General features: G+C 72.2%; 16 protein-coding genes. 2 read left to right on the top strand and 14 right to left on the bottom strand.

Annotated features, from left to right (window positions below; all coding sequences use genetic code 11):
* Window positions 1-17 precede the first annotated feature (17 nt).
* From ABZ272_RS21175 to truB, 4 genes are all read right to left on the bottom strand, one after another.
* Entirely contained in the window at window positions 18-2,408 is a 2,391-nt protein-coding gene (locus tag ABZ272_RS21175; RefSeq protein WP_355051652.1) for a polyribonucleotide nucleotidyltransferase, read from the bottom strand.
* 227 nt (window positions 2,409-2,635) lie between these two features.
* Entirely contained in the window at window positions 2,636-2,905 is a 270-nt protein-coding gene (rpsO, locus tag ABZ272_RS21170) for a 30S ribosomal protein S15 (protein ID WP_007456699.1), read from the bottom strand.
* A gap of 191 nt (window positions 2,906-3,096) precedes the next feature.
* Complete coding sequence (locus ABZ272_RS21165; RefSeq protein WP_355051651.1) at window positions 3,097-4,026, bottom strand: bifunctional riboflavin kinase/FAD synthetase; 930 nt, start codon at window positions 4,024-4,026, stop codon at window positions 3,097-3,099.
* Window positions 4,027-4,140: 114 nt separating this feature from the next.
* The gene (gene truB, locus ABZ272_RS21160) at window positions 4,141-5,025 is read right to left on the bottom strand and encodes a tRNA pseudouridine(55) synthase TruB (RefSeq protein ID WP_355051650.1); all 885 of its coding nucleotides are present in this window, start codon (window positions 5,023-5,025) and stop codon (window positions 4,141-4,143) included.
* Between the two features lie 181 nt (window positions 5,026-5,206).
* On the opposite strand from truB, the gene ABZ272_RS21155 reads away from it, so the two are divergent.
* Window positions 5,207-5,509, top strand: a complete 303-nt coding sequence (locus tag ABZ272_RS21155; RefSeq protein ID WP_355051649.1) for a hypothetical protein — start codon at window positions 5,207-5,209, stop codon at window positions 5,507-5,509.
* Between the two features lie 11 nt (window positions 5,510-5,520).
* Entirely contained in the window at window positions 5,521-6,531 is a 1,011-nt protein-coding gene (locus tag ABZ272_RS21150; protein ID WP_355051648.1) for a hypothetical protein, read from the top strand.
* A 12-nt stretch (window positions 6,532-6,543) separates the two neighbouring features.
* On the opposite strand, the gene ABZ272_RS21145 is transcribed toward ABZ272_RS21150, so the two are convergent.
* The 10 genes from ABZ272_RS21145 to rimP all read right to left on the bottom strand — a co-directional run bounded on the left by ABZ272_RS21145 (window position 6,544) and on the right by rimP (window position 16,423).
* Complete coding sequence (locus ABZ272_RS21145) at window positions 6,544-7,866, bottom strand: MATE family efflux transporter (RefSeq protein ID WP_355051647.1); 1,323 nt, start codon at window positions 7,864-7,866, stop codon at window positions 6,544-6,546.
* A gap of 564 nt (window positions 7,867-8,430) precedes the next feature.
* Window positions 8,431-8,640: a DUF6186 family protein gene (locus ABZ272_RS21140; RefSeq protein WP_355051702.1), complete on the bottom strand. Its 210-nt coding sequence runs from the start codon at window positions 8,638-8,640 to the stop codon at window positions 8,431-8,433.
* The gene (locus ABZ272_RS21135) at window positions 8,640-9,047 is read right to left on the bottom strand and encodes a hypothetical protein (RefSeq protein WP_355051646.1); all 408 of its coding nucleotides are present in this window, start codon (window positions 9,045-9,047) and stop codon (window positions 8,640-8,642) included. The genes ABZ272_RS21140 and ABZ272_RS21135 overlap by 1 nt, the downstream gene beginning before the upstream one ends.
* 112 nt (window positions 9,048-9,159) lie before the next feature.
* Window positions 9,160-10,218, bottom strand: a complete 1,059-nt coding sequence (locus tag ABZ272_RS21130) for a bifunctional oligoribonuclease/PAP phosphatase NrnA (RefSeq protein ID WP_355051645.1) — start codon at window positions 10,216-10,218, stop codon at window positions 9,160-9,162.
* Window positions 10,215-10,715, bottom strand: coding sequence for a 30S ribosome-binding factor RbfA (gene rbfA / locus ABZ272_RS21125; protein ID WP_355051644.1), 501 nt, complete (start codon window positions 10,713-10,715; stop codon window positions 10,215-10,217). The genes ABZ272_RS21130 and rbfA overlap by 4 nt, the downstream gene beginning before the upstream one ends.
* A gap of 128 nt (window positions 10,716-10,843) precedes the next feature.
* Entirely contained in the window at window positions 10,844-11,140 is a 297-nt protein-coding gene (locus tag ABZ272_RS21120; RefSeq protein WP_355051643.1) for a DUF503 domain-containing protein, read from the bottom strand.
* Between the two features lie 90 nt (window positions 11,141-11,230).
* Window positions 11,231-14,242 carry a translation initiation factor IF-2 gene (infB, locus tag ABZ272_RS21115; protein ID WP_355051642.1) on the bottom strand — a complete coding sequence of 1,004 codons (3,012 nt, stop codon included), beginning with the start codon at window positions 14,240-14,242 and terminating at the stop codon, window positions 11,231-11,233.
* Between the two features lie 93 nt (window positions 14,243-14,335).
* Entirely contained in the window at window positions 14,336-14,668 is a 333-nt protein-coding gene (locus ABZ272_RS21110; protein ID WP_355051641.1) for a YlxR family protein, read from the bottom strand.
* Between the two features lie 16 nt (window positions 14,669-14,684).
* On the bottom strand, window positions 14,685-15,728 hold the full coding sequence (nusA, locus tag ABZ272_RS21105) for a transcription termination factor NusA (protein ID WP_355051640.1): 1,044 nt from the start codon (window positions 15,726-15,728) through the stop codon (window positions 14,685-14,687).
* A complete protein-coding gene (gene rimP, locus ABZ272_RS21100; RefSeq protein WP_355051639.1) occupies window positions 15,725-16,423 on the bottom strand; it encodes a ribosome maturation factor RimP in 699 nt (232 codons plus the stop codon). Before rimP ends, nusA begins: the two co-directional genes overlap by 4 nt.
* Window positions 16,424-16,493: the final 70 nt, after the last annotated feature.

Here is a 16,493-nt window from a genome sequence, read left to right as displayed (position 1 = left end):
GTTGCAGGTGCTGGTGGTCAGCTGTGCCGGGTCCGGCGGCGCGGACGCTCGCCGCCCTCGCCACCACCCTCGCCGCCGCCACCCTCGCCACGGTCACCGCGCTCCGGGCCACGACCGCCACGGTCGCCGCCACGCTCGCGGTCCCCCCGGTCACGCGGACCCCGGTCGCCCCGGTCACGGCCGGACGGACGGTCGCCACCGGCGGCCTCACCGGCGGCCGGCGCCTCGGCGCCCTCCGGGCGGACCTTGTCCAGGTAGATCTTGCCACGGGCGTCGATGTCCGCGATCTCGACCTCGACCCGGTCACCGACGTTGAGGAAGTCCTCCACGCGCTCGACCCGCTTGCCGTCGCCCACCTTGGAGATGTGCAGCAGGCCGTCGCGGCCCGGCAGCAGCGAGATGAACGCGCCGAACGCGGCGGTCTTGACCACCGTGCCGAGGAACCGCTCGCCCTGCTTCGGCAGCGTCGGGTTGGCGATCCCGTTGATCCGGTCGACGGCCGCCTGGGCCGACGGGCCGTTGGTGGCGCCGACGTAGATCGTGCCGTCGTCCTCGATGGAGATCTCGGCGCCGGTCTCGTCCTGGATCGCGTTGATGGTCTGCCCCTTCGGGCCGATCACCATGCCGATCTTGTCCACCGGGATCTTGACGGTGGTGACTCGCGGCGCATAGTCCGACATCTCGGCCGGAGCCTCGATCGCGGCCTTCATGACCCCGAGGATGATCTGCCGGGCCTCGTTCGCCTGCTGCAGCGCGGCGGCCAGCACGTCCGACGGGATGCCGTTGAGCTTGGTGTCGAGCTGCAGCGCGGTGACGAACTCCGGGGTGCCGGCGACCTTGAAGTCCATGTCACCGAACGCGTCCTCGGCACCGAGGATGTCGGTCAGCGTCACGTACTGGGTCTTGCCGTCCACCTCGTCGGAGATGAGCCCCATCGCGATGCCGGCGACCGGCGCCTTCAGCGGAACACCCGCGGAGAGCAGGCCCAGCGTCGACGCGCAGACCGAGCCCATCGAGGTGGAGCCGTTGGAGCCGAGCGCCTCGGAGACCTGCCGGATGGCGTACGGGAACTCCTCGCGCGACGGCAGCACCGGGATCAGCGCCCGCTCGGCGAGCGCCCCGTGGCCGATCTCGCGCCGCTTCGGCGAGCCGACCCGGCCGGTCTCACCGGTCGAGTACGGCGGGAAGTTGTAGTTGTGCATGTAGCGCTTGCGGTTCTCCGGGGACAGCGTGTCCACCATCTGCTCCATGCGGAGCATGTTCAGCGTGGTGACGCCCAGGATCTGCGTCTCGCCGCGCTCGAACAGCGCCGAACCGTGCACCCGGGGCAGCACGCCGACCTCGGCGGTCAGCGCCCGGATGTCGCGCGGGCCACGCCCGTCCATGCGGACCTGCTCGCGCAGCACGCGGTTGCGCACCTCGGACTTGGTGAGCGACCGGAAGGCAGCGGACAGCTCCTTCTCCCGACCCTCGAACCGAGCGCCCAGCTCCTCGGCGACCCGAGCCTTGACCCGGTCCAGGGCCTCCTCGCGGTCGGCCTTGCCGGCGATGGTGATCGCCTCGGCGACCTCGGCGCGGGCCACGTCGGCCACCGCGTCGAACACGTCGTCCTGGTAGTCCAGGAAGACCGGGAACTCGGCGACCGGCTTGGCGGCGACCTCGGCCAGCTCGGCCTGCGCCCGGCACAGCTCGCGGATGGCCGGCTTGGCGGCCTCCAGGCCGCTGGCAACGACCTCCTCGGTCGGCGCGGTGGCGCCGCCGGCGATCAGGGTCACGGCGTTCGGGGTGGCCTCGGCCTCGACCATCATGATCGCGACGTCGCCATCTTCGAGGGTGCGGCCGGCCACGACCATGTCGAAGGTGGCGCGGGCCAGCTCCTCCAGGGTCGGGAAGGCAACCCACTGGCCGTCGATGTGCGCGACGCGGGTCGCGCCGATCGGGCCGGAGAACGGCAGGCCGGAGAGCTTGGTCGACATCGAGGCGGCGTTGATCGCCACGACGTCGTACGGGTGCGCCGGGTCGAGCGCGAGGATGGTCTCGACGACCTGGACCTCGTTACGCAGGCCCTTGACGAACGACGGGCGCAGCGGCCGGTCGATCAGGCGGCAGGTGAGGATGGCGTCCTCGCTGGGCCGGCCCTCGCGGCGGAAGAACGAGCCGGGGATGCGGCCCGCGGCGTACATCCGCTCCTCGACGTCAACGGTCAGCGGGAAGAAGTCGAACTGCTCCTTCGGCTGCTTGCCGGCGGTGGTGGCGGAGAGGACGACCGTCTCGCCCAGCTGGGCGATGACGGAACCGGCGGCCTGGCGAGCCAGTCGACCGGTGGAGAAGGTGATCTCGCGGGTGCCGAAGGACCCGTTGTCGATCACGGCGGTGCGGGATTCGGTGCCGAGTTTGGTCTCGGTCATGTGTTGTCGTGCTCCTTCGCGTCGTGGGCCCACGACGTCGGGGAGCTGCTCAGCCGGCCGGTCTTCGATCGAAGCGCCCGGGTGGCCGGCGTGCTGCCGGGTTCCCGGGGGCCACTACCGGAGACCGGTACGCTGACCGGCTCCCTCTCGGGTGGTCGCGCGGCCCGTGTTTCTTTCAGGTGGGACGCGGGTCGGGGGAGCCGCCGTACGGCCGCTCCCCCGTCACGTCACCGGCGCAGACCGAGCCGCTCGATGAGCGTCCGGTAGCGGGCGATGTCCTTCTTCTGGACGTAGTTGAGCAGCCGACGGCGACGGCCGACCAGCAGCAGCAGCCCACGGCGGCTGTGGTGGTCGTGCTTGTGCACCTTCAGGTGCTCGGTCAGCTCGGCGATCCGCTTGGTGAGGACCGCGACCTGCACCTCCGGCGAACCGGTGTCGCCCTCGGCGGTCGCGTACTCCGCGCGGATGCTGGCCTTGGCTTCCTGGTCGAGCGCCATGTTCTCCCTGTTTCAGTGGGTTGATCAAGTAGGTGTCCGTCGTCCCGACGAGACCGGGAACGGACCGGTTCCTCGCACCCGCGGCGTCGAGCAGGCACGCGAGGCCCCACGCCGGTCACCCGACGTCTCCGCAAGACTACCAGCACCCGCCGGTAACACCCGGCCAAGGGCCCGCGTGGCACCCCGGATGATCAGCCCAGCGCGCGCCGGGTGCGCTCGACGTCCTCTTCGATCTGGGCGATCAGCGGCTCGATCGAGTCGTACCGGACCTGCCCGCGCAGGTGCGTCACGAAGTCCAGGGCCAGCCGCTCGCCGTAGAGATCACCGGAGAAGTCCAGCGCGTACGCCTCGACCCGCCGCTCCCGGCCGGAGAAGGTCGGGTTGGTGCCGACCGACACCGCGGCCATCAGCGGCTCGGGATGGCCCCGGCGGATCATGCGGGCCGCGTACACCCCGTCGGCGGGTACCGACGCGTACCGGTGGCAGAGCAGGTTCGCGGTGGGGAAGCCCAGCACCCGGCCGCGCTGGTCACCACGGACCACCACGCCCTCCACCCGGTGCGCGCGACCCAGCGCGTCCGCCGCGGTGCCCACGTCGCCCGCGTCGACGCAGGAGCGGATGTACGTGGAGGAGAAGACCGTGCCGGCCGCGGCGATCAGCGGACTGCCCTCCACCCCGAAGCCGAAGGTCTGGCCCAGCCGCTCCAGCAGCGCCACGTCGCCGGCCGCGCGGTGCCCGAAGCGGAAGTTGTCGCCGACCACCACCAGCGCCGCGTGCAGGTGTTCGACCAGGATGTCGTGCACGAACTGCTCGGGCGGCAGCCGCGAGAACTCGGGAGTGAACGGCACCACGCAGAGCACGTCCACGCCGAGGGCCTCGATCAACTCGGCCTTGCGGCCCGGCTCGGTGAGGATCGCGGGGTGCGAGCCGGGGCGGACCACCTCGGCCGGGTGCGGATCGAACGTGACCACCACGGACTGCACGCCCAACTCCCGGGCGCGGGCCACGGCGTGCCCGATGGTCGCCTGGTGCCCCTTGTGCACGCCGTCGAAGACGCCGATGGTGACGACCGAGCGCCCCCATCCTCCGGGCGCCGCGTCGTACCCCCGCCACCGCTGCATGCCGTTCCTCTCCGTAAGGAAGGGCCCCCTCCTAACGCCTGGTGCATAGGAAGGGCCCCTTGTTGACGCTGGTCGACGCGCGCCGAGCACAAACCCGAGCGCCAGCGCCGGCGGTCAGGCCGGGGCGAGCACGATCTCCGCGCGGGCCCGGCCGTCCCGCTCGCTGACGATAGCGATCAGATTTCCGGTGGGGCCGAAGACGGCGTACGGCCCGGCGATGCCGGCCGGGTCCAGCGGCCCGCCGTGGCCGAGCACCTTCGCCTCGTCGGGGGTCGCGTCGCGGCGGGGGAAGAACCGGTCGGCCGCCGCGTCGAGTGGCAGGTTCACCACCTCCGGGGCGCGCTCCTCGAGCTGATCGAGGGTGGCCGCCTCGGCGAGGGCGAAGCCACCCACCGCGGTCCGGCGCAGCGCGGTGAGGTGCCCGCCCACACCGAGGGCCCGGCCGGCGTCCCGGGCGATGGCTCGGATGTACGTGCCCGAGGAGCAGGTCACATCGATGTCCACGTCCACCACGTCCGGCTCGCCGCGGCGGATCGCCAGCACCTCCAGCCGGGAGATGGTCACCCGACGCGCGGGCAGGTCGACGCTCTCACCGTCGCGTACCCGCTTGTACGCCCGCTGCCCGTCGATCTTGATGGCGCTGACGGCGCTCGGCACCTGGTCGACCTCGCCGCTCAGCGCGGTCAGCGCGGCGTGGACGGCCTCGTCGGTGACGTGACCGGCCGGGGTCGCGGCGATCACGTCGCCCTCGGCGTCGTCGGTGACGGTGGCCTGGCCCAGCCGGATGGTGCCGGTGTAGCTCTTGCCCGCACCGATCACGTAGGTCAGCAGTCGGGTGGCCCGGCCGACGCCGATCACCAGTACGCCGGTGGCCATCGGGTCGAGGGTGCCGCCGTGCCCCACCCGCCGCGTCTTCGCCAGTCGGCGGATCCGCGCCACCACGTCGTGCGACGTCATGCCGCCGGGCTTGTCGACGACGATCAGACCATCGGTGCTCACGTCGCCCAAGCCTGCCAGACGACCCGGACCGCGCGCTGCGTGGGCACGCCCGCCGTGACCGGAGCCTCCGCTCGCGCAGGTCCGGCCGATTCGCTGGTTCGGCCGGTTTGTCCCACGGGTCGGCCCGCGACCTCGCGAAGGTGGAAAGATCATCCGCCCGCTCTCACAGACGAGGACTGCGATGACCCCCGACCGTCGTCCGGCCCACGAGCACCACGCTCGGGTCGATCTGCCGCAGTGGATGCGGAATCCGACACCGAAGCGGCGAAGCCCGGCACGCTACGTCGACGATCTGATCGAACGTTCGCCGGCGCTGCGGACGGCCCGCCGCGCGATGTGGCGCCGACGCGACCGGGCCCGGTGGAGCGAAACGCATCCACACCTCGTCGCCGTGCTGTCCTTCATCGTGGCCGCCGTCCTCGGCACCGCCCTGGTGACGGCCGCCTACTATGTGCTCGCGCTGGCCACCAGCGGCGATTACTGACGGGAAGAGCCATGACGCGGAATGCGCCGAACGAGCCCACACCCCCGGGCCCGACCGATCCACCCTCGCCGCCGGCCGCTGTCGCGGAGGTCAACCCGGTGGCGCTGCCGGAGTGGATGAGCTCGGCGCAGACCGAGCACCAGCCCGCCGGCTGGGAACGGGTCCGCTTTTTCTCCGCCCGGCACAACGGCTCACTGATGCTGGGACTTGGACTGCTGCTGGCCCTGGCGATGGTCGGCGGGGGCCTGGTGATCGTCGACCGGCTGGCCGATGGCATCCGTACGTCCACCTCGGCGACTCCCACCCCGAGCGGCACCCCACCGCTGAGCAGGGTGGGCGAACCGCGGGACCTGTTCGCCGGCTCACCGGCGGCCGCCTTCACCCCCGGTGAACAGGCCGTGCGGATGCCGGCGGCGAAGGCCACCGGGCCCTTCACGAAGGCCCAGGTAGCGGCGGCGTTGGAGACGGTGCGGAAGGGGTTGATCGAGAGCCGACTGGACACGTCCATGCTCACCGGCGACCCCGAACCGTTCCTCCGGCTGCTCGCCCCGGACGCTCGGGAGCAGCTCAGGTCGGACTTCACCGGCAACGCCTTCCTGCGGTACGCGACCCGGATGGCGTCGCCCTCGGAATGGGAGCTCGGTATCCGAGCCGACGGACGGGTCAGCTACCGGGCCACCACGGAGAACGGCACCCGGATGCTGGAGGTCTCCACGGAGTTCGTGTGGGCGTACCCCTTCGACGTGGACCTGCGGGCGCCCGCCGGCGCCAGTGTGGTGGCGCTGCGTGACCGCGTGGTGTGGAAGGTGCCGCACACGGAGGACGTGCCGGCTTCCGCCCGAGGACTGTGGATCGTCTCGGCGGAGGCGGTGACCTGGAACGCGGACTGCGGCAAGCTCCGCGACGGCTGGGTGCAGGAGCAGTTCTGGATAGCCGACACGCACGGGGATCGGCTACCCGCGGGCGACCCGGGCACGATCTTCGATCTCGACGCGCCCCCGCCGACCACCGTCCGCTGCTGACCGGCGAGCGGGTCAGCGAACCGCCCCGACCACCGCCCAGCCGCCGGAGCGCACCCGCAGCAACAGGGCGACGAGTCGGATCACCACGAACAGGGTGAGTCCCGCCCAGATGCCGCCGAGTCCCAGGTTGAGCGCGTACGCCAGCCAGATGGCCGGCAGGAAGCCGCCGAGCGCCGCCACGATGGTGAGATTGCGCAGGTAACGGACGTCACCGGCGCCGATCAACACGCCGTCGAGCGCGAACACGACGCCGGCCAGCGGCAGCATGGCGACGAACCAGGGCCAGGCGATCATTGCCTGCTCCCGTACCTGCCCGTCGGAGCTGAACCAGGACGGCACGACGCCCGCGCCGGCGGCGATGACCACGGCGAAGGCGATGCCGCAGACGCCGCCGAGCAGGCCGATCCGGCGGGCCAGCGCCCGCGCGCCCGCCGCGTCGCCCGACCCGAGCGCGGCGCCGATGAGGGACTGCGCGGCGATGGCGAGCGCGTCGAGCACCAGCGCCGTGAAGAACCACAGTTGCAGGGCGATCTGGTGGGCGCCGACGGCGGCGGCGCCGAAGCGGGCGGCGACCGCCGTCGCGGAGAGGAAGCTCGCCTGGAACGCCAGGCCCCGGATCAGCAGGTCCCGGCTGAGCACCAACTGGTCGCGGATCAGGCGCGGCCGGGGCCGCAGCGACACCCGCTCGGCGACCAGCGCCCCGGCGAAGAGCACGCCGGAGAGGGTCTGCGCCACCGCGTTGGCGACCGCCGAGCCGGTCAGGCCCAGGCCGGCGGGGTAGACCAGCAGCGGGCAGAGCAGGGCGGAGACCAGGTTGGGGCCGAGCACGAAGTACAGCGGGCGGCGGGTGTCCTGCACGCCGCGCAGCCAGCCGTTGCCGGCCGCGGCGAGCAGCAGGCCAGGGGCGCCGAGCGCCGCGACGCGCAGCCACGCAGCGGCGGCGGCGGCCACCTCGCCACCACCTCCGGCGAGGGTACGCGCCAACGCGCCCCCGCCGATCTGCATGCCGATCGCGACCAGCAGTCCGACGCCGAGCGCCAGCCAGGACGACTGCACTCCCTCGGCCACCGCCGCCGCCCGGTCGCCAGCGCCGAAGCGACGGGCCGAGCGCCCCGTGGTGCCGTACGCGACGACCGTTCCGAGCCAGGCGGTGAGCGTCATCACCGTGCCGCCGACGGCGAGCGCGGCGAGCGGTACGCGACCGAGGTGCCCGACGACGGCCGTGTCGACGAGCACGTAGAGCGGCTCGGCGGCGAGCACCACGAGCGCCGGCAGGGCGAGGCTCGCGATCCGACGTGGCGAGGCGGATCGGTCGACGGTGGCGGTCTGGCTCATCGCCGACGATCCTGACACGAGCGCGGTAAGGATCGCAAGCGCGTCCGAGGCTTACCCTCGCGTCGAGCCAGCAGTGCCGCCCAACCTCGTCGATCTTGCACTTGGTGCTGGCGAAATGCGCCTTTGGGCCAGCTTTGTCACCACAGCAAGTGCAAGATCGGCAGACCGGGTGGGTGTTGAGCGCGCTGGTCTACCAGGGGGTCAGTTACTGGCGGGTGTCCATCGACGTCTGCAGCGCGCGGCGAGCCTGCTCGCGGGCGTCGTCGGTGGTCTCGGGCTTGGGCTTGTTCGGCATGGTGGCGCTCCTTCCAGGGTGCGAGCCACCGGCACGCGGCGGCCCTCACGGGCGGTCGTGCTGCGCGCCCCACGGCGGTCCGGGGTTACCGGAGCAGCCGACTGGGCAGCGAGAGCCCGGGTCGGTCCGACCCTGGAGGGAGGCGGCGCGAGGTGTGGCACCACCACCCACGACCTGCGCCACACCGTGGCGCCGGCCACTTCCCAAGTTATCGTTCAGGTCCATATGCTGCCCACGGTTCCCGCCATTTGGACCACCGGCAACCCGCCTCACCGGGCCAGGAAGTGCCAGCCCAGCCACCACCAGAAGCCGAACAGACCGATCCTGCCCACCGGCACCGAGCCGACCTCGTAGCGCATCACGTACGCGCACACGTCGCTCATCGTGGGGATCCGGGAGCCCTCCCGACGGGCCAGCACCTCGATGACGGCGAAGAGGGCGAGCGCGGCCAGGAAGCCGCCGATCGCGAGGGCCCGCATCATCGCCGCACCAATCCCCAGAACGCGGCCAACCAGGCGAACCACGCCACCGACCGGGTCAGATGATCTTCCAACAGGGGGTCGGCGAGCCGGGAGAAGGTGGGAAAGTCGTCGCCGACGGCGAGCACGAAGGTGGCGCCCTCGAAGACCCCGAAGATCACGACCGGCAGGGCCCACCACGCCGCCCCCGCGCCCAGCCGCGGCGGTGCCGGACGCCGGGGCACCCGGTTGCTCAGACCGAGCCAGATCAACACCCCGCCGGTGCCGAGCGTGTAGAGATTCGCCTCCGTGGAGAACGACGCGAACCGGCCCCCCACGAGAGACAGGCAGAGGAGAACCGGAACGGAGACGGCGGGCCGGTCCCAGGCTCGGGGGGCCTCCACGGTGAGGTCGTGCGGCTGCTCCATCCCGCAATTCTTCCCGGTCTCACCCAGCGCGGGAAGGCCAACACTCCCCGGAGCTGACCCTGAACTTGCCGTGCCCACACCAGCGCCACCGCAGCGGGCGGGCCGGCGGGGGTCAGCCGACGCCGGAGACCAGCGCCGCGCCCAACTCGCCGCGGATCGCCTCGACGACCTGCTCGGCGCTCCCCCGGCCGGTGAACCCGGCCGCGAACCGGTGGCCGCCCCCGCCCATCGCGACCGCCACGCGGCTGACGTCCACCGCGCCCTTGCTGCGCATCGACACGGCCCACTCGTCGGGCGCGGTCTGCTTCAGGACGCAGCTCACGTCCGCCTCGGCGGTGCACCGCACCGAGTCGATGAGCGCCTCCAGAACGTACGGCGGCTGGTCGTGGCGGGCCAGATCGTCGAGGGTGGCGGTAGTCCACACCAGCCCCCGACCGTCGGCGGCGCCCGGCTCCAGACAGGCACGGCCGAGCACCTCGCCGAAGAGCCGAACCGCTCCGAAGGGTCGGGTGTCGAAGACGCGCCGGGAGATGTCACCGGGCGAGATGCCGGTGGCGAGCAACCGGGCGGCCATCTGGTGTACGGCCGGAGTGGTCGCCTCGAAGCGGAACGAGCCGGTGTCCGTGGTCAGCGCCACGTACAGGCACTCGGCGATGGCCCGGTCCGTCGTCACGCCCAGCCGGGCCAGTAGCCGATCGGCGACCACCGACGTGGCGGCGGCGCCCGGGTCGATCAGGTTGACCGTGCCGAAGCCCGGATTCGAGGCGTGGTGGTCGAGCACCAGCGCCGCACCGGCCGTCGACAGCCGGTCGGCCAGCGCACCGAGGCGCGACTCGCTGGCCGCGTCGAAGCAGATCACCAGGTCCGGCGCGGGATCGGCGTCGCCCGCCGGGACCAGGAGCTCCAACCCGGGCAGACCCCGCAACGGCTCGGGCACCTCCGGCGGCCCGGGAAAGGTCGCCTGCATCCGCTGTACGCCGAACTGACGCAGGCCCAGACCGAAGCCGAGCATGCTGCCCAGCGCATCGCCGTCCGGGTTGACGTGGCAGATCAGCAGCACGCGGGCGGTCGACGGGAGAGCACGGATCAGCGCCTCGGCCGCCGCCCAGTCCGCCTCGGACGGGCCGACGTCGACCGTCGCGGCGAGTTGGGCACCGGCGGCGCCCGTCACCGCGCCGCCCCACCCCGGGGGGTCTCCGTGGCGTCGGCGGCCACGTCGGCCTCCGCGCCCGTCTCGTCGTCCTCGTCCTCGTCCTCGACGCGGTACGGCTGCGCGTCGCCCGCGTACTCGGCGCGCGCGGCGAGGCGCTGCACCTCCGCGTCGGCGTTGCGGGCAGCGGCGAGCAGGTCGTCGATGTGCTTGACCTGATCCTGCACGTCGTCGAGGACGAACGTCAGCGTGGGCGAGTGCCGCAGCCCGAGCGCCTTACCGACCGTGCTGCGCAGCAACCCCTTGGCGCTCTCCAGAGCCGCCGCGGTGTCCGCCTGGGCCACCGCGTCACCCAGCACCGTGTAGAAGACCGTCGCGTCGCGCAGGTCGGCGGTGATCCGGGCGTCGGTGATGGTGATCATGCCCAGGCGCGGATCCTTGATCTGGCTCCGCACCACCGAAGCGACCAGCTCACGCACTCGTTCCGCGTGCCGGCGTACCTTGGCCGGATCAGACATCTCGCCACCTCCACGGCGTCCCGCTCCCGGCCGGCCCGGCGGCCCTGGAGGCCGCCGGCCGACCGGCCAACATCTCGAACACTACCTTCGCGGCGGCGCCGGTCGCCGGGCACCGCCGGCCCCGTGGGTCAGTCGTCGTCCACGCCGTACAACCGGCGTCGAACCGACAGCAGTTCGACCTCGGGACGGGCGGCCACCAGGCGCTCGCAGGAGTCGAGCACCTCGCGGACGTGCGCCGCCTCGGCGGCGACCACGGCCACCCCTATCTCCGCCCGACCGTGCAGGTCGAGCGCACCCACCTCGGCGGCCGACACCTCGAAGCGGCGCAGGGCCGCCACGATCGGCCGTACATATGATCTCTTGGCTTTGAGCGACCGGGAGTCGCCCGGCAGCAGCAGGTCGAAGACCGCGGTTCCGGTGAACATCGCCCCGGACGATACCGCCACCCCACCCCGCATGATCAAGGGGTTTACGCCGGTCGGCGTAAACCCCTTGATCAGCGTGTCACTGCCGGATCAGGCGCGAACCTTCTCCCGCATCTCGAAGGTCTCGATGACGTCGCCGACCTGGACGTTGTTGTAACCACCCAGGGTCAGACCGCACTCGAAGCCCTCGCGGACCTCGGTCGCGTCGTCCTTGAACCGCTTGAGCGAGGTGATCGTGAGGTTGTCCGCCACGACCGTCCCGTCCCGAAGCAGCCGAGCCTTCGCGTTGCGCCGGATGATGCCCGACCGGACGATGCAACCGGAGATGTTGCCGATCTTGGACGAGCGGAACACGTCGCGGATCTCCGCGGTGCCCAGCTCGGCCTCCTCGTACTCCGGCTTGAGCAGGCCCTTGAGCGCTGCCTCGATCTCCTCGATGGCCTGGTAGATGACCGTGTAGTACCGGATCTCCACGCCCTCGCGGTCGGCCATCTCGCGGACCTTGTTCGAGGCCCGCACGTTGAAGCCGATGATCGTGACCGGCTCGGACGACGCGCTGGCGAGCATGACGTTGCTCTCCGTGATCGCGCCGACGCCCCGGTCGAGGACCTTGAGCTGGACCTCCTCGGGGATGTCGAGGTTGAACAGCGCGTCCTCGAGAGCCTCCACCGAACCGGAGACATCGCCCTTGAGGATGAGGTTGAGCGAGGTCTTCTCGCCCTCCTTGAGCTGCTCCATGAGCGTCTCAAGGGTGGCCCGGCCACGGGAGTTGGCGAAGGACGCCGCCCGCCGCCGTGCCTGGCGCTGCTCGGCGATCTGCCGCACCGTACGGTCGTCCGCCGCGGCGAGGAACGTGTCACCCGCACCGGGCGGCGCGGTCAGACCCAGAACCATGACCGGACGCGCCGGACCAGCCTCGGAGAGCTGGTTGCCGTTCTCGTCGAGCATGGCCCGGACCCGGCCGTGCGCCCCACCGGCGACGATCGAGTCGCCCGCCCGCAGGGTGCCCTTCTGCACCAGCACCGTCGCCACCGCACCGCGACCCTTGTCCAGGTGCGCCTCGATGGCCACACCCTGCGCCGGCCCGTCGATCGGAGCGGTCAGCTCCAGCGACGCGTCGGCGGTGAGCAGGACGGCCTCGAGCAGCTCCTCGATGCCGATGCCCGGCTTGGCGGCCACGTTGACGAACATGGTGTCGCCGCCGTACTCCTCGGCGACCAGGCCGTACTCGGTCAGCTGCTGGCGGACCTTGTCCGGGTTGGCGTCCGGCTTGTCGACCTTGTTGACCGCGACCACGATCGGCACGTCGGCCGCCTTGGCGTGGTTCAACGCCTCGATGGTCTGCGGCATCACGCCGTCGTCGGCCGCGACGACCAGGATCACGATGTCCGTGACCTGGGCGCCACGGGCACGCATGGCGGTGAACGCCTCGTGACCCGGGGTGTCGATGAACGTAACCGCCCGGTCCTCGCCCTCGTGCGGGACGTGGACCTGGTACGCACCGATGTGCTGGGTGATGCCACCCGCCTCACCGGCCACCACGTTCGCCTTACGGATGGCGTCGAGCAGCTTGGTCTTACCGTGGTCGACGTGACCCATGACGGTCACCACCGGCGCACGGCTGACCAGACGCTCCTCGGCCACCTCCGCGTCGAGGTCGATGTTGAACTGCGCGAGCAGCTCGCGGTCCTCGTCCTCCGGGCTGACGATCTGGATGTCGAAGCCCAGGTGCTCACCCAGCAGGTGCAGGGTGTCGTCAGAACAGGACTGGGTCGCGGTGACCATCTCGCCCAGGTTGAACATCTCCTGGACCAGCGAACCCGGGTTGGCGTTGATCTTGTCGGCGAAGTCCGACAGCGAGGCGCCACGGGAGAGCCGGACGACCTGACCCTGACCCCGGGGAGCACCCGAGCTCATGGTCGGAGCCGACAGGTTGTCGAACTCCTGTCTGCGCTGCTTCTTGGACTTGCGACCGCGCGTCGGCCGACCACCCGGACGCCCGAAGGCACCCGCGGCGCCGCCGCCACGGCCACGACCGCCCGCACCCGGACGACCGCCGCCACCGGCCGGACCACCCGGACGGAAACCGCCACCGGGAGCACCGCCGCCGCCGCCGGGACCGCCACGGTAGCCACCGCCACCGCCGGCACCCGCGCCGCCACCGGGGCCGCCGCGGTAGCCACCGCCGCCGCCGCCACCGCCGGGACCGCCACGGAACCCGCCGCCACCGCCACCGGGACGGCCCGCGCCGCCACCGGGGCGACCCGCGCCACCGGGGCCGGGACGACCGGCGGCCGGACGCTGACTCGGCATGGACGCCGGGCTGGGCCGCGGCGGCATGGAGTTCGGGCTCGGCCGCGGCGGCATACCCGCCGGGCTGTTCGGCCGGGGGCCACCCGCGCCGGCGGCCGGGGGCCGCTGCTGCTGGCCGCCCTGGATGCCGAACGGGTTGTTACCGGCGCCACGCGCCGGCGGACGACCGCCGGGGCGGGCACCCGGACCCGGAGCCGGCGTGCTCGGACGAGCGGCCGGTGAACCGGGACGGGGCGGCATCGCCGCGGGACCCGGCCGAGGACCGGGCCGGTTGCCGTCGGCCGGGGGCTCCCGGCGGACGGGGTTGTCACGCTGCTGCTGGCGGGCTGCCTGCGCGGCCTTGACCGCGGCCTCCTGCTCAGCCTTCAGCGCGGCGGCGCGCGCCTCCGCGGCCGCCACCTCGATGTCGTGGGCACTCGCCGGCTTGGCGACCGGGGCCGCCGACTGCGGCGCACCGGGCACCGGACCCTTGGGCTTCGGACCGGGTACCGGCGCGGCCGGCCGCCGAGGCGGCATCGGCTTGGCCGAGACCCGGGGCGCGCCCGGGGTCGGGGACGGCGTCGGGGACGGCGTCGAAGCCGGCGTCGGCGCGGGCGCCGACGGGGCGGCCGGCGCCGAGGCACCGGCGGACGCGACGAATGCGTTCCTCAGCCGTCGGGCGACGGGCGCCTCGACCGTGCTGGACGCGGACTTGACGAACTCGCCCATCTCCTTGAGCTTGGCGAGAACGGTCTTACTCTCGACCCCGAGCTCTTTTGCAAGCTCGTGTACGCGGGCCTTGCCTGCCACTGCACTCCTCACTCCGAGGTCGTGCGGGCAGCACCCGCAGCGACCTCACTCGTGCACTTGAAGCCTGGTCATTTCAGGGACTTCATCGTGTGCTCATGTCGGTCGTCCTACCCTGCTAGCGACCCTCGCCCGGTCGGGCTGACCGGACGTAGTGGTTGGCGCATCGACGTGCTCTGCCAGCACACCGTGGTCGAGGACCTCGGTGATCCGCAGCGCTCGCCCGAAGGCGCGGCGCCGCACCGCCAGCGCGAAGCAGGCCGGATCCGGGTGCATGTTCGCTCCCCGACCCGGCAGCCTGCGGCGCGGATCAGGCCGGAGGCTGCGACCAGCCTCGTCCCTGACCGCGACGACCCGCAGCAATTCGCTGGCCGGCGCACGTTTCCGGCAGCCCACACAGGTGCGCTCCGGCTGCGCGCGTCGTACCACTGGAAGAAGTCTACCCCTAGCTGCCCGAGATCGCGCCGCCCGGCTCCGGCACCTGATCCGCTGCCCCCCGCGCCGCCGGAGCGATCTGCTCCGCGTCGGACCGAATGTCGATCCGCCAACCGGTCAACCGAGCAGCAAGGCGGGCATTCTGCCCCTCGCGGCCGATGGCGAGTGAAAGCTGGAAGTCGGGGACGGTCACCCGGGCGGCCCGGCCAGCCAGGTCCACGACCTCGACCCGCAGCGCCTTGGCCGGCGACAACGCGTTTCCGACGAAGGTGGCCGGGTCATCCGACCAGTCGATGATGTCGATCTTTTCGCCGTGCAGCTCGCTCATCACGGCACGCACCCGCTGACCCATCGGACCGATGCAGGCGCCCTTGGCGTTCACGCCGGGGGTGGTGGAGCGGACCGCGATCTTCGTACGGTGACCTGCCTCACGCGCGATCGCACCGATCTCGACGGTGCCGTCGGAGATCTCCGGAACCTCCAGCGCGAACAGCTTCTTGACCAGCGCCGGGTGGGAGCGGGACAGGGTGATCTGCGGCCCGCGCATGCCCTTGGCCACGTGCACCACCACGCACCGGACGCGCTCGCCGTGCGCGTACCGCTCGCCGGGCACCTGCTCGGACTGCGGGAGGACGCCCTCCAGCTTGCCCAGGTCGACGCTGACGATGCCCTTTTCGGTACGCGTCTCGTGCGCCTGCACCACGCCGGTGACCAGGTCACCCTCGCGGCCCACGTACTCGCCGAAGTGCACCTCGTCGGTGGCCTCCCGCAGGCGCTGAAGGATCACCTGCTTTGCGGTCATGGCGGCGATCCGGCCGAAGTCGTGCGGGGTGTCGTCCCACTCCCGCACCAGCGAGCCGTCCTCGTCCATCTCCTGCGCGTACACCAGGGCCGCGCCGGACTTACGGTCGATCTCCACCCGGGCGTGCGGCTCGGCGCCGTCGGTGTGCCGGTAGGCGGTCAGCAACGCGGTCTCGATCGCCGCGAGGATCGTGTCGAACGGGATCTCCCGCTCGCGCTCGAGTGCGCGTAGCGCCGCGAGGTCGATGTTCACCTCTCCTCGTCCTCCACATCATCATCGTCGTCGATGTCGTCTGCATCGTCGTACTCGTCGGTCTCGTCCGCTTCGTCGAACTCGTCCGGCTCACCCAGCTCGGCGAGGCGGGTGAACTCGACCTGAACCCGGCCCGGGCCCAGCTGGGCGTACGCCCACCGGGCCTCGCCGCCGTCGGTCTCCAGCCGTACGCCCTCGTCGTCGGCCCCGAGCACCCGACCGGTCACCTGACGGTCCCCCGAGGGCTGCTCGCCGCGCTGGCCGGGCAGCGCCGCGGCGCCCCGGACGGTGACCTTGACCAGTCGGCCCACGTTGCGTCGCCAGTGCCGGGGCAGGGTGAGCGGCCGGTCCACGCCGGGCGAGCTGACCTCGAGCTGGTACTCCCCGGCGACGATGTCGCCGTCGGCCTCCTCGGCCGCGTCCAGCGCCTTCGAGACCGCGCGGGAGACGTCCGCGACGGCGTCCAGGTCGATCCCGCCGTCCGCGTCCACGATCACCCGCACCACGTGCCGGCGTCCGGCTCGGGAGACCGACAGGTCCTCCAGGTCGTAGCCCACGCCGTTGACCACCGGCTCGATCACGGTCCGCAACCGGGTGCGCCGGGCCGCGAGATCACCGCCGCCGCGTGGCGCGCGGGGTTCCGCGCCGTCCCGGGGTCGACCCGTCGACCTGGTGGCACGGCCACGCTGCGTCATGTACGCACCCTTTCCCTGGTCGATCGGGACGTCGTCCCGCCATGCCGGCACGCCACCGGAGCGGACGCGC

It is taken from the genome of Micromonospora sp. NPDC005979 (assembly GCF_040614415.1).
GTDB lineage: Bacteria > Actinomycetota > Actinomycetes > Mycobacteriales > Micromonosporaceae > Micromonospora.
This window is presented reverse-complemented; position numbering and strand designations above follow the sequence as displayed.

Bases quoted from the DNA above. Each gene is read 5' to 3' on its own strand.
- ABZ272_RS21175 (WP_355051652.1), bottom strand. From the start codon at position 2,408: ATGACCGAGACCAAACTCGGCACCGAATCCCGCACCGCCGTGATCGAC.
- rpsO (WP_007456699.1), bottom strand. From the start codon at position 2,905: ATGGCGCTCGACCAGGAAGCCAAGGCCAGCATCCGCGCGGAGTACGCG.
- ABZ272_RS21165 (WP_355051651.1), bottom strand. From the start codon at position 4,026: ATGCAGCGGTGGCGGGGGTACGACGCGGCGCCCGGAGGATGGGGGCGC.
- ABZ272_RS21155 (WP_355051649.1), top strand. From the start codon at position 5,207: ATGACCCCCGACCGTCGTCCGGCCCACGAGCACCACGCTCGGGTCGAT.
- ABZ272_RS21150 (WP_355051648.1), top strand. From the start codon at position 5,521: ATGACGCGGAATGCGCCGAACGAGCCCACACCCCCGGGCCCGACCGAT.
- ABZ272_RS21145 (WP_355051647.1), bottom strand. From the start codon at position 7,866: ATGAGCCAGACCGCCACCGTCGACCGATCCGCCTCGCCACGTCGGATC.
- ABZ272_RS21140 (WP_355051702.1), bottom strand. From the start codon at position 8,640: ATGCGGGCCCTCGCGATCGGCGGCTTCCTGGCCGCGCTCGCCCTCTTC.
- ABZ272_RS21135 (WP_355051646.1), bottom strand. From the start codon at position 9,047: ATGGAGCAGCCGCACGACCTCACCGTGGAGGCCCCCCGAGCCTGGGAC.
- rbfA (WP_355051644.1), bottom strand. From the start codon at position 10,715: ATGTCTGATCCGGCCAAGGTACGCCGGCACGCGGAACGAGTGCGTGAG.
- ABZ272_RS21120 (WP_355051643.1), bottom strand. From the start codon at position 11,140: ATGTTCACCGGAACCGCGGTCTTCGACCTGCTGCTGCCGGGCGACTCC.
- rimP (WP_355051639.1), bottom strand. From the start codon at position 16,423: ATGACGCAGCGTGGCCGTGCCACCAGGTCGACGGGTCGACCCCGGGAC.